Origin of the sequence: Ensifer adhaerens (assembly GCF_013283195.1) — a bacterium.
Taxonomy (GTDB): Bacteria; Pseudomonadota; Alphaproteobacteria; order Rhizobiales; family Rhizobiaceae; genus Ensifer; species Ensifer adhaerens_G.
This window is the reverse complement of sequence record NZ_JABEKT010000002.1, coordinates 1,096,180-1,108,712: the sequence shown is the minus strand read 5'-3', so window position 1 is coordinate 1,108,712 and position 12,533 is coordinate 1,096,180. Positions and strand designations below refer to the sequence as shown.

Annotated in this window: 10 protein-coding genes; all 10 read right to left on the bottom strand. The window is 53.7% G+C overall.

All coding sequences use genetic code 11. The features are described 5' to 3' along the window. Positions 1–6: 6 nt before the first annotated feature. Entirely contained in the window at positions 7–1,281 is a 1,275-nt protein-coding gene (locus tag LPJGGPFB_RS21450) for a KpsE/RkpR family capsule polysaccharide export protein (protein ID WP_173421931.1), read from the bottom strand. Positions 1,282–1,289: 8 nt separating this feature from the next. Then, a complete protein-coding gene (locus tag LPJGGPFB_RS21445) occupies positions 1,290–1,943 on the bottom strand; it encodes an ABC transporter ATP-binding protein (RefSeq protein ID WP_057204462.1) in 654 nt (217 codons plus the stop codon). After that, a complete protein-coding gene (locus LPJGGPFB_RS21440) occupies positions 1,940–2,728 on the bottom strand; it encodes an ABC transporter permease (RefSeq protein ID WP_173421930.1) in 789 nt (262 codons plus the stop codon). Before LPJGGPFB_RS21440 ends, LPJGGPFB_RS21445 begins: the two co-directional genes overlap by 4 nt. A 1-nt stretch (position 2,729) precedes the next feature. Beyond that, positions 2,730–5,741, bottom strand: a complete 3,012-nt coding sequence (locus tag LPJGGPFB_RS21435) for a rhamnosyltransferase WsaF family glycosyltransferase (RefSeq protein ID WP_173421929.1) — start codon at positions 5,739–5,741, stop codon at positions 2,730–2,732. Positions 5,742–5,878: 137 nt separating this feature from the next. After that, on the bottom strand, positions 5,879–6,748 hold the full coding sequence (gene rfbA, locus LPJGGPFB_RS21430; protein ID WP_173421928.1) for a glucose-1-phosphate thymidylyltransferase RfbA: 870 nt from the start codon (positions 6,746–6,748) through the stop codon (positions 5,879–5,881). Then, a complete protein-coding gene (rfbD, locus tag LPJGGPFB_RS21425) occupies positions 6,745–7,653 on the bottom strand; it encodes a dTDP-4-dehydrorhamnose reductase (RefSeq protein ID WP_173421927.1) in 909 nt (302 codons plus the stop codon). Before rfbD ends, rfbA begins: the two co-directional genes overlap by 4 nt. Positions 7,654–7,659: 6 nt before the next feature. Continuing rightward, positions 7,660–8,715: a dTDP-glucose 4,6-dehydratase gene (gene rfbB, locus LPJGGPFB_RS21420; RefSeq protein ID WP_173421926.1), complete on the bottom strand. Its 1,056-nt coding sequence runs from the start codon at positions 8,713–8,715 to the stop codon at positions 7,660–7,662. 19 nt (positions 8,716–8,734) lie between these two features. Then, positions 8,735–9,307: a dTDP-4-dehydrorhamnose 3,5-epimerase gene (gene rfbC, locus LPJGGPFB_RS21415; protein WP_173421925.1), complete on the bottom strand. Its 573-nt coding sequence runs from the start codon at positions 9,305–9,307 to the stop codon at positions 8,735–8,737. A gap of 107 nt (positions 9,308–9,414) precedes the next feature. Next, entirely contained in the window at positions 9,415–10,542 is a 1,128-nt protein-coding gene (locus LPJGGPFB_RS21410; protein ID WP_173421924.1) for a glycosyltransferase family protein, read from the bottom strand. Beyond that, complete coding sequence (locus LPJGGPFB_RS21405) at positions 10,539–12,476, bottom strand: glycosyltransferase family 2 protein (protein WP_173421923.1); 1,938 nt, start codon at positions 12,474–12,476, stop codon at positions 10,539–10,541. Before LPJGGPFB_RS21405 ends, LPJGGPFB_RS21410 begins: the two co-directional genes overlap by 4 nt. Positions 12,477–12,533 lie beyond the last annotated feature (57 nt).

Below are 12,533 nucleotides of genomic sequence, written 5' to 3'. Positions count from 1 at the left end.
GCCAACCTAGGTAGCGGTGTTGTCGCGCACAAGTATCGCCATCCCGAAGAACGCCGCCCATCCGATTAATGCCGCGACACTAATCACGATCCAGGTCAACAACCGCCGAGGGTAAAGTGATTCTTCGGCTTTTGTTGGACTGATGTATGTCTGCAAGTAAGAACGCTGGCGTTCTGCGGCTATACGCGCCCTTTCGAAGGCTGTCATCGCCAGTGTGTACTCAGACTGAGCTATCTTTTGATCCATTTCGTTTTGGCTTAAAAGCTTTGCATTTTCCGCGAGTGTCTTCTCAACAACCGCGCCGTCACCACCAGCCATCAACCCTTGATAGTATGCTATCTGGTCTTGGATCGCTCGACTGCGCGCTCGGAATTGAACAAGCTGCGGTGCTCTCTGCGAATTGGTGTTACGCAAGGCCAAAATTTGTTGCTCAACCTTTGTCTGCTCTAGCCGCAGTTCGGACAACACGTCACCATAGACCTTTGCCGCGACAGAAACATCGAGAATGCCCAGTTTCGATCGTGCATCGCGCAGTGCCGAAACAGCTAACTCGAGGCCGCGCTTCGATCGCTCCAACTCTTGCTGCGCTTGCATGAGCGAATCTGATTCATTGCGGCGTGTCAGCTTATTAACCATTTCCTCAGAGTGATCAATGATTGCAGTAATCAAAGAACGGCTATCGTCGGGCGAAAAGGTTCTTAGTTTCAGCGTGACCAATCCCGAAACACGGTCAACCGAAATCGATACCTGGGATTTCCAGTAGTCTAGCAGATCCTCGGCGCTGCCTTTCGGATCGAGTTCGGCCCAAAGATCCCACGTACCCGGTCCGAAGATGGCGCGAAGATCGTAGTCCTTTGACAAAACATCGATCATAGCACTGCTCTCGACGTAATCAGCGACGATTAGCCCATCGCGGGCTGCGCCTGTATCGATCATTGACGATAGCCCAGCTAAGCTCTCAAGAGGCGATGAGTCGCCAGATCTTATTGCGAAGCGCGCTTCGGACACAAATTGGTCGGCCGCAAAGAAGCTTAGGTAGGCGCCGCTAAGAACCGACGGGCCAACAAAAATCACGAAAAAGCTGTACAAAACAAGGTTGCGAAAAATCTTGTCAATTCGGCGCGCTTGAAAGCCGCTGCCCCCAGCGACGACAGGTGTGACGACACGTGCCTTTCTGGCCGCGCGACGGAGCTCGATTGATATCGCCTTTGCGACACGTTGTGCACGCTGGCCTACGTCGACCTCTTCAGCACGCTCGGATTGGACCACCACATCGGACACGCCCCACCTCATTGATTCAGCTTTGTGTAAAGCTCTATCGCATCATCAACGTGCGAGAATTCATGCAGCACCCCGTGCGCAAGCACAACGCCACGGCTACAGTAGCTCCGTATCGTCTCCATTGAGTGCGACACCATAATGATGTCGGAATGAGCCCTACGCCTGGCAAATTCCTCGTGACATCGCGCCTGGAATCTTGCATCGCCCACAGCAGTTACTTCGTCTATCAGATAGCATTCGAAGTCGATCGACATCGACAGGCCGAACGCCAGCCTTTGCGCCATTCCAGAAGAATACGTCCGGTACGGCTCATCTATATAGGCGCCGATTTCAGCAAAATCCTCTACGAATTCGACTGCACGCTTTGGATCTTGGCCATAGATTCGGGCAACGAACTGAACATTCTCCCGTCCAGTCATCGCAGGATGAAGCCCTGCCGAGAACCCAAGGGGCCACGAAACCCGTGCCGAGCGACTTATTCTTCCCGAATTGGGAAGCTCGGTCCCTCCTAGCATGCGCATTGTTGTTGATTTTCCGGCTCCATTTATCCCCAATATACCGTAGGACAATCCGGCACGGAATTCGTAACTTACATTGTCAAGAATAACCTTCTTGCTGCCGCGGGTTTTATAATATTTGTGGACGTCAATCAATTTAATCATGCGCCGAGCAACTTGCCTCGCAAAAACCTTTCCCCGAGCAGACCCAACATCAGGCAAGTCGTGGCAACCCAAAGAACGAATTCTTGCGAGAGCATTTCGCCGCCATAACCGTCGTAATATGAAGATCGGACCCATTCGACACAATGAAGGAGCGGGTTATACCACATAAGCTCCCTAACGGCCGGAGAAAATGACGACGGCAGGACGAAAACACCGGCGGTCGCGTACATGAAAAACATCAACAGAACGAATACGACGTGCCACATCTTAAATATAGATGAAATAACTGTATTCAAGATACCCATACTGATCGATAAATACACAGTTGCCAGAACACCACTGGCCCAAGCGCTATAGTTTATCGGAACAATATCAACCCCGAATGATAAAAGCGCACCACAAAAAATAATGGCAACTACGAACGCAGTCAGAAACTCGATCGCGCCCCTGGCCACAATAACATCGAACACATTGACAACAGGAAACAGGAACAACGCCCTGTTCGCCTCTACGCTATAGCCCATCAAACGTGCTGGATATAGGCAGAGAATGTATGGCAAGACGCCGCTGACGACAAATACAGCTGGATCTGTTCCGAACGGCAGCACCCTGTTCGCGTAAAGCATCATGGAAACAAGGACGCTGAGATGGACCAACGGCCATGCGATGGCAATCATGTAGCCAACGTGCGAGCGGCCAAACCGCGTCCTCATATCACGCATCATAATGGCGAAAATGACGCGCCCACGCTGCGCAATGCCCAGATTTTCCGGGAAGCCAATCATGCTAGTCTCGACACCGTAAGAGGGAGCCGTCGTCGAGGCGGCGGAGCTTTTTGTATATCTCTGCGAGAGCAATTGGGTCGTAAACCTGACAATCCATCGCAGCGGCTGATGATCCACTACCAACCGTCACCTGACCGACCAGCTCCTTTTCAGCTCGGAAAATCGCAATCTCAATTTTTTCAGCTATCGCGGCAGGCTCCATGATCTCGACCGGGAGAATGTTGCCATAGCGAGCCTCAAGCCTTTTGTGCGAAAAGTTATTCGCGATTGTCAACAGACCGGCCTCAGCCATTTCCAAGGGCGGATAACTCGGGTGCGGCGATATCATCAACGATATTCCCACGGACGCTGTGCTCAGATACTCCGCATACTGCTGTAGCGATGCTTTTCCGACAACGGAAAAATTCTGCACCGGAAGGGCCCAATCCCTACTGTACTCCTCGCCAAGGCTCACAATTGACCATTTCGCCGCAAGGCTTGGATTACGCTGTTGCCAGAGAAACAATGCGTCGACGATAAGCTCGAAGGCATTGCGTGTCACGCTTGGACGACCATAGATAATGATCGTCCGCTCGCGAACGCTCGCTCTCAACGACCGCTTGATCGTTCCATTCATCTGATATGGCAGGCAGAACGATTTGGAAAATTGGTACCGTTCGGTAATGCTTGCGAACAGTTCCTCGGAGTTTATGATCGCTATCGTTTCATCTGGACGCTTATATGTTGCTTCGGCCAGCGACCATTTGCTTGACCAGCCATAAAAATTCGGCTCGTCGTCCTGTATGAGATATATAATAGGCGGCGGCGTTTTTCCCGACGCTCGTCGAATATCATTGAATTCAAACGCGAACCTCGCCGTCCACCACGCGGTCGCAACAAAAACGTCGGAGGGCCTTAGATCGAGACGTCCCTGGGATCTGTCAAATACGTCATTTAGGCTCCACTCCGTAGTATCCGAGGACGGCCCCATCGGAGTGAGAGTGTAATCAGAGAACCGCTCTACAGCCTCTGCTTCAACGGGGGCGCATGTCGATATGATTCTCCTGTCATATCCAAGCGCGTCGGCAATCTCGCTGAATACCTTAATTGCGGTGGAGATCCCTCCGAACGTCTGCGACGGATTGATTGTCGGTACCAGCAAGTTCAGACGAGGCCGCTCATTTCGGGATGGATAGGTCAAAATGGCGCGGGTTTCCGGTATCGCCCGCTCGCTGGGCATCACCCCGCTCACCGGTCTCGTCAAGACAGGCTGGAATACAAAGTGCCGCCATTTTATCAGATCCGTTGGGCTGTCCACGCGGAGTACGGTTTCCGGCTTTTCATACAAATTCCGCTTGACCACCTTCCGCCATTCAAATCCTGCACTTTCAACAGCGAAAAGCATCGATCTCTCGATCGCATGTGCAAGCGTGCCGTCGATTTGGCCCGCCTCTTCCGGGAAGTCTTCGAACGCAAGCTCCAGATCAAGCAGCCTACGGATTGCCTCGCTTCGCCCCCAAAACATTGATCCCGAGGGGAACTCCAGCACCATATCCTTATCGAGTTTGACACCTATTCTGTCCAAGAGCTCGCGTGCGAGGTCATAGTCATAACCCCAGTTCAATATTCCCCTCAACTCAAACAGGTGTTGCGGAAAGACCACACCAATCGACTCGTCGTCGAACAGGGTAAGAATCGATTCAACTATGTCCTGGCTGCCACAGATATTCTCCAACAAATAATCACGCCACTTGGCCAGTGGTTCACCGCCATGCGGCGATCTTTTGCTGTGAGCATGCAGAAACAGCTCATACCGCGCATATACATCACGGAAACCCACAAGTTTGGGAGCTATGTCACGCCCGCGATTCTCGAAGAGACGGACTTCAAACGTCCCTTTTCGCCAGGCCCCCTGGCAGATATCCGTGATTTGTTCGCACTTTTCCGCTGTATCTGTTGATATATAAAGATCTGCTGCAAGCGGGATATGATCGAAATACCGGAGCATATCCGCTAGGACGTCGGGATAGAAACAATGCAGTACAATTGCTATTGTGCGATCGAATCCACTTTTTGTATCAAAACTAAACGGCACTTCCAGCGCATAGTCTGCATCATTACGCGGTCTCCTCGAAGGGACGACACCGTCCTCTTTAACTAGCTCGTAAGTATATTCATACACACTTTTGGCAGAACGGGCGGCGCGTCTGTCACGATTTGTACCCGCGCTGTGCCGGCGGTTTCCCTCAGCGGCATTGGCCAGGTTCCGCAAGATACTCGCCAAAGCGACTTTGTCACCAAATGTCGAACGTATACTTCGGTAATCCTCAACCCAGCCTGTGTTTGATACCGGCCCAAGATCACTAGGATCCAGCACTCCGGCAACCTCACGGACTCCCGCGCCGACCACCGCGCGCATTCCGCGCTTCTTTAGAATATCTTGTGCTTCCGAAAGAAGCTTCTTGTATTTTTCTAGCATCTGACCGTCTTGAATTTCCATTGCCTCCGCCTCTCGAAGGCATTTTAACAGATCGTCCAGCGCAGCCGGCACATCGAGTTCAGCGCAGCCTGCAAGAAAATCGATAGCATTGCTACGATCGCCATCAATTGCGGACGGCCAAATCGTTCTGCCTTCCGCGCGGCCCCATTTCAAATAGTGGAAAAGCGGGTTGTAACCCGCGTAGGCTACATCGCCATACGCCGAAAGATAAAGACCAGTGGAAAACCCAGGATGTGGATCGCGACCCTCCAGCGCACCATGTCGCCAATAATGAATCAGTGGATTGATTGTGCTGGACGCGACATCGGGATTATTCACAAGATACCAATGGGTATCAAAAAAAGGATTGGCGTGGCGCCCTTCTGTGGCGCCGTGGTGAAGGAAGTGCCGCCAGGGATCGATGCGCGACTGAGCTACATCTGCGTACTCGGCGAGGTACCAATCCCTGTCAAATAACGGAGGACATTTGTTTTGCTTCTGACCATTGAGCCTGCCAAATAAGACCTGCCTCAACCTCGCCGAGAAACGACGCATATGTTAGAATCCTTCGTTGCAAATCCCGTTGAATCCGTGGTGGATTCGCCAATCACCCGCCGCTCCCCTACGAAATGTCGTTGGCCACGTCAGCTATTTCGAATGATTGCGCTTTTAAAATGGCACCGACACCGTCCCTATTCGGCGCCCGCCAACTTTAAGAGATTGCGTCCGTAGGCTGTTTTGGCGAACTTCTCCCCGAATGCTTTAAGCTGCTTCTTGCTAATCCAGCCGTTCTCAAATGCTATCTCTTCAATACAAGCGACATGCGTTCCCTGTCGGTGCTGAATGACGCGCACGAACTCCGATGCCTCCAGCAGACTGTCGTGTGTCCCGGTGTCCAGCCATGCAAATCCTCGGGACATCTGTTCGACGAACAATGCGCTTTGTTCCATATAGATACGGTTCAGATCGGTAATTTCGTATTCTCCGCGTACAGAGGGCTTCAGCGTCTTAGCAAATTCAACGACTCGATTGTCGTAAAAATACAGACCCGTTACCGCCAGGCGCGATTTTGGCGCATTTGGTTTTTCTTCCAGGCTAAGCGCATGTCCATCTGTGCCGAGCTCGACAACACCATATCTTTCAGGATCATCGACCTCATATGCGAAGACCGTGGCACCATGTCTTCTGGCACGGGCCTTCATTAGAAGGTCCGCCAGGCCTGCGCCAAAAAAGATATTGTCTCCGAGAACGAGGGCAACGTGATCGTCGCCAATGAAAGCCTCACCTATCGTGAATGCCTGGGCCAATCCGTCTGGCGTCGGCTGCACTGCGTAAGTTATCCTTAACCCCCATGGGCTGCCGTCTTCGAACAGCGCCTGATAACGGTCCAAATATTCAGGCGATGATATAATAAGAATATCCCTGATTCCGGACATCATTAAAACAGACAATGGATAGTATATCATTGGCTTGTCATAGACGGGAAGAAGCTGTTTATTCACAGCCAGCGTCGCAGGATGGAGTCTTGTTCCGGACCCCCCCGCGAGGATAATACCCTTCATCTTTCTTCCTCTCTTAGCACTTCCGATGCGAGAAGGCTCGCCATCACATCCGAAAGCGCGTCTTTCCAATGACGTGGGTTCACACCGTAGTCGGCCATTATTTTTTCGTGAGATAGCGTCGAGTTCGCGGGGCGCTTTGCAGCGGTCGGGTATTCGAAAGTGCGGATCTCTTCCAAAACGGGCGATGTCCCGCGAAGACTCCCGCACAAACGGAAAATTTCGCTGGCGAAATCGAACCAACTACCGTCACCGGAATTGGTGAAGTGGTAAGTTCCTGTCGGCGCAGCACGATGGTTAATTAAGCTTAACGTTATCTTTTGGACGGTTTTGGCAATATCGACGGCGCTTGTTGGCGATCCGATTTGATCTCCGACAACCTTGATGCTCGGTGCGGCTTTCGCCAGACGTAACATAGTTTTAACGAAGTTGCTGCCGTGTTCGCTGTAAACCCATGCGGTACGTAGAATGACATGACGCGCATTGCTGGTCCGAACCGCTTGCTCGCCCGCCTCTTTCGAGGCCCCGTATACCCCCAGCGGCCGAACCGCATCGTTCTCGCAATACGGCTCTCTTTTGGCTCCATCGAACACGTAGTCCGTTGAAATTTGCACAATTGGTATTCCAGCGGCGCTGGCTGCCGAGGCAAGCCCCGCCGGCGCCAGAGCATTGATCTTCCAAGCTGCAACAATTTCGGATTCAGCACGATCCACCGCAGTGTAGGCGCCCGAGTTGATAATCGCGGCAAAGTTTCCGCCAGCGACGTACTCCACGATCGCGCTTACATCCGACAGATCAAGTTCATTTCGTGCGGGCGCAACCAATTGAGCATTCTCTGGCCAGCCGCGGCTGCGGATCAGCTCTAAGCCTACTTGGCCAGTGCCACCTGTGAGCAAGATACGAACCATCTAATTCTATCCGCCCAATCCCCGACGCTGAGCCGCCGTTGTCACTTGCAGAATTTGCCCCCACCATTGGCGGTTTTCGAGATACCAGCCAACAGTTCGTGTGATTCCGCTCTCGAAAGTTTCCAACGGTTCCCAATCGAGTTCGCTGGAGATCTTGCTGGCGTCTATGGCGTAGCGGTGGTCGTGTCCCGGCCGATCCGGTACATAGGTGATCTGCTCTTTATATGATTTGCCATCATTTCGCGGCTCTCGTTGGTCGAGGGCGTCACAGATGGCGTTCACGACATCGATGTTGCGACGCTCAGAACTCCCACCAACATTGTAAGTCTGTCCGGGAATACCTTGCTCAAACACACGTTGGAGCGCCCGCACATGGTCTTCAACGAAAAGCCAGTCGCGGATATTTGCACCGTTTCCATAGACAGGCAGAGGCTCCCCTGCCAGGGCCTTAACGATCATTAGCGGGATCAGCTTCTCTGGGAAGTGATAGGGTCCGTAATTGTTGGAGCAATTCGTCACCAGCACCGGCAGACCGAATGTGTGCCCCCAAGCCGAAACCAAGTGATCCGAGCTCGCCTTTGAAGCCGAATATGGTGAACGCGGGTCGTACGGTGTTGTCTCGGTGAAGTACCCAGTTTCACCGAGCGAACCAAAAACCTCGTCCGTCGAAATATGATGAAAGCGGAAGGATTTTTGACGAACTTCGCCCAATCGGCGCCAGTAGTCCAAAGTTTTTGTCAGCAACGTGTAAGTACCGACGATGTTGGTTTGGATAAAGGCGCCCGGACCATCAATAGAGCGGTCAACGTGCGATTCGGCCGCGAGATGTGTAATGACGTCCGGCTGAAAATCCTCGATCGTGGCGGCGACCACATGCTCGTCACAAACATCGCCCTGTTTGAACCGGTACCGAGGCGATGACGACACCGTCGCCAAAGAAGTCAAGGTTCCGGCGTAGGTTAATTTGTCAAAATTCAGAACTTCGTGATCGCTGTTTGCGATGAGATGTCGGACCAATGCAGATCCGATAAAACCAGCTCCACCGGTAACTAGAATGCGCATATCGTCTCCTGGAAGATACTTAAACTTCGATCATTTCAAGCGGTATTCCGTCATATTCGAACGGACTGTCGAAATCACGCAATAAGGGCTGACGCTCGTCTTTGGCACTTAGCGTAGGGGCGACATCTTGCGGGAGCGGCCAGTTCACTCCAATCTGCGTATCGTTCCATCGGACCCCGCCGTCGTTTTCAGGGGAATACACGTTCGAGACCTTGTATGTGACCTCGGTAGAAGGCTCAAGTGTAACAAAGCCGTGGGCAAAGCCGACCGGCACGTAAAGTTGGTTGCCGTTTTCTGCCGATAGTTCAGCTCCGACCCACCGCCCAAACGTCGGCGAAGCCCGACGGATATCAACGGCTACATCAAAGATACGGCCGCGAATGCAGCGAACCAACTTCGCCTGAGCGAATGGGGGCGTTTGGAAATGCAACCCCCTCAGCGTGCCAACGGGCACCGAAAGCGAATGATTGTCCTGAACGAATCGGTCGCGGATACCCCGCTCGAAGAAAGTTTTTTCATTATAGGTTTCAGAAAACCACCCACGCTCATCGCCAAATCGCTTCGAGCGAACCAGAATAACCTTAGAAGACATCAACAATACCTACTATTCATATGGTGCGACCACTAGCATGGGCGCGGACAACCGGTCCAGTAGAGGCTGGTACCAAGACACGCGAAACGGAGATTTTGTACAGCCTACTAACAAAGCAAGTTTGTGGCGGCGTCCGTCGCCAGCATTTTTAGCCCCTCGTGCGCACTTTGCGTCATCTGCTGGACAAGCCGCAAGGTGCTTGCTGTTGCCAAATCATGAGTCTTACGATCGTCAACCAGCCCTAGGATCGCATTCTGCCAAATGTCGCGAACATATGGCACACGCTGCTCGCCAGAACCGTCACTTGTTCCGTATCCATAGGCCGCGCCCTCGGCAAACACACCCGCCGCTTTATATCGGGCAACGTCGATCCGCTTCGTCGGCGCTCGACTATCATTCACGCGCGACGGGTGAAGCGGAACGAGCATGACATCGATGGTCCGATTGTTCGCGTCCGCGAGATAGTCGTTCCAGGGTATTGGTCTTCGGACCGCCACTCGTTCCATACCTTCCCAGATCGATGCCGCCCGTCCGTCGGCGAATACCTCAAATCGCGCCTGTGGCCGTTGAACTAGGACCTCCTCCACAATCGGACGCAAAAAGCGATGCTCTTCGAGGTGAACGCCCGTCGCGTGGTAAGCAATCAAGACCTGGTCTGATAGAGCGTTCACAACGGGACCAGCTTCATCCGGCCGCTTCTTCCACAATGTTTCGGGAGGCGCGGGTGGCAGCACCTGAACTTCCTCCAACTGCAATGTCGAAGCCAAATGCGGTGTCGAGGCCCAGACAATATCGAGATGGCGACTGAGGCGGCGCAGCGGCCACAGCGCTCGAAAACATAGAACCAGGCGATACCGAAGGTTCGCATCCCGGCCTGTGACCACGGCCGGGATATCGTCATCGACAAACAGGCCGACACCTGAAAGCTGATCAACATTCTGTTCAAGCCACGTCAAAACCTTCGGTGACGCATAGCGACAGATGATGATGAAAGCGCCCTCTGCATCAAGGCCTGCAAGATTGCCATGCCTGATGTCGACGGTCTCCGACGGAGGCATGCCCGGCGCATCGAGCCGAGCAGCAAAATAATAGTCAAAAGTCGGGTTCGGCATGCGCCCGAAGACGATGATCCGCTTGACAGGCCCACGTGGACGGCCAGTCGCCCCCGGCCTCAGCTTCGGGCGCGGCAGCTTTTGCTCGATCCATAGAGCAAGTCGTTCTCTGAGATCAGTCATCGTGATGACCTAGGAGATAGATCGCGCGGGCGGGCCTCGAGAACAAAATCCTCCGCGATCAGGGAGAGGTTCGGGTTGTGAAACGGATCAGTCCGCAAGATATCGCCCCACCGCTGATACACCGTCTTTTCCTCGCGCGCGAAGCGGCCTAGCTTTTCAGGTGTATTGTCCGCACCTCGAGAAACCGATTCCCTGTGCAGCATGGCGCTATCAGGAGTCCAGACAATCGTGCATCCCGCCTGCCGTACCTTGAGGCAATAGTCGACATCGTTGAACGCTACGGTCAAATTGCTCTCATCCATGCCACCAAGTTGCATCCAAAGGCTCTTACGTGACAGCAGACAAGCCGCGGTGACTGCGGAGATCTCCCGCCGTTCACGCAAGAGACCATTGTCCTCACCGGATTGCGGGTGCAGGAAATGAAAGCTATGCCTTGCAACAGTCCCAGCCCCGAGCGTTACACCGCCGTGTTGCACGTAACCATCCGGGAAAAACAGTAGGCTTCCCGCAGCGCCGACATCGGGATCATCCAATTCCCGAGCAAGATTGGAAAGCCAATCCGGCCGCAACGGCTCGACGTCGTTGTTGAGCAAAAGGACGAGTTCATGGCGCGATGCTTCGACACCAAGATTGCATGCCCGTGAAAAATTGAACCCACCTGGCAGCGGCAGACGGCGGATACGGCCAGCCTTTTCATAGCGGTCCATAAGGTCCAGTGCTGCGTGATCGCAGCTGTCATTGTCGATAACAATAACATCCAGATCGACGCCATCGGTATGTTCAAAAAGCCCCTTTAGACACGCTTCGAGCAGATCAGCCCGATCGCGCGTCGGAATGATGACGCTCACCTTGGGCACCTCAGGCGCATCCGGTTTAAGTCGAACTGGCCTCATCGTTCGTTGGTATGGAGCGTCTCTGTGCAATAGCACCCGCGGCACATGAAGAACCGCACCGCGACTGCCCTTTGAAGCTTTGGCGATCACTTCGCCCAACGGCATATTCTCGAGGTCCAAGCCCTCCGGCAGGTCGGCCAAGCGGACAAGGGCGCCGTCCAATGGGAGCCAACCGGAGTAAGCAAGTGGCGGATTCCAAGCCGGCTTGAAGAATGGATCGATCCGGCGACCAAGCTTGTTGACACGATCCTCATCGCTATAAACCGCGGCCACCGAAGACGAGAAAGCGAAGGGTTGCGCAAGCCTCTCCAAAGCACGCGGCGCCAGACGCACACCTGCGGGAAGCCGCATCCACAGTTGCGGTCGGGTCTCCTGCTCGTCCTCATTCTTGAGCCTTGCTGCCTCACTGGCCGGCATCTCGGCATAGTCGCGCCAGGTCTGCGCGCTAAGTGAGGCACGTGTTTCGGCGAGAGCCTTTTCCGTGCCGTCCTCAATGGAAACAAACACGAAAGGTTTTGTTGGCCAGTCTTCCGGGGGAACTGGCATCTCCGCACACTCTGCAGCCTGCTGGGCGTCGATCCATTCGTCATAGCTCGGCGCCGACAAAGCGTCGACCTGCCTGGCAAAGCGAAACGTGGCGCCTTTCACATTGCGCGCCATAAGGAGACGAAGAATACGAAGAATGAACAAGGGTCGTCGCAGAACCAGGATAATCCCGATCTCGAGCAGCGAAAGCCGCCGCACGTTTATTTCCGGGGTGACGTCCGTGGATACTTCAGCCGTTGCATCATCCACGAAAAGCGTTGCGCCTTCGAATTGCACCGGCAGCCATCCGTAAAACCGCCCGCGGCCTTTACTATTCACCAGGAAGGAGCGGAAAACCATAGCTGGTACTCTGCCCTTTCGATGCAACGCCAAGCGCGGGCGCAGACCCAAACGGTGCCCTGGATCCTTAACCGTTAGAACGACAGGACGGTCGGCATAGGCTCCCGGCGCAGCCTTGAGCGGCACCTTGAATTCGACCTGTGAAGCGTCAGCCATCATTCTCTATCTTGCAATTCAGCGAAACCGGAGTCGGTATGCCGCTTATGCCAGAGC

What these genes read in the sequence shown, in the direction of transcription:
- LPJGGPFB_RS21445 (WP_057204462.1), bottom strand. Translation starts at nt 1,943, where the DNA reads ATGATTAAATTGATTGACGTCCACAAATATTATAAAACCCGCGGCAGC.
- LPJGGPFB_RS21440 (WP_173421930.1), bottom strand. Translation starts at nt 2,728, where the DNA reads ATGATTGGCTTCCCGGAAAATCTGGGCATTGCGCAGCGTGGGCGCGTC.
- LPJGGPFB_RS21435 (WP_173421929.1), bottom strand. Translation starts at nt 5,741, where the DNA reads ATGCGTCGTTTCTCGGCGAGGTTGAGGCAGGTCTTATTTGGCAGGCTC.
- rfbA (WP_173421928.1), bottom strand. Translation starts at nt 6,748, where the DNA reads ATGAAGGGTATTATCCTCGCGGGGGGGTCCGGAACAAGACTCCATCCT.
- rfbD (WP_173421927.1), bottom strand. Translation starts at nt 7,653, where the DNA reads ATGGTTCGTATCTTGCTCACAGGTGGCACTGGCCAAGTAGGCTTAGAG.
- rfbB (WP_173421926.1), bottom strand. Translation starts at nt 8,715, where the DNA reads ATGCGCATTCTAGTTACCGGTGGAGCTGGTTTTATCGGATCTGCATTG.
- rfbC (WP_173421925.1), bottom strand. Translation starts at nt 9,307, where the DNA reads ATGTCTTCTAAGGTTATTCTGGTTCGCTCGAAGCGATTTGGCGATGAG.
- LPJGGPFB_RS21410 (WP_173421924.1), bottom strand. Translation starts at nt 10,542, where the DNA reads ATGACTGATCTCAGAGAACGACTTGCTCTATGGATCGAGCAAAAGCTG.
- LPJGGPFB_RS21405 (WP_173421923.1), bottom strand. Translation starts at nt 12,476, where the DNA reads ATGGCTGACGCTTCACAGGTCGAATTCAAGGTGCCGCTCAAGGCTGCG.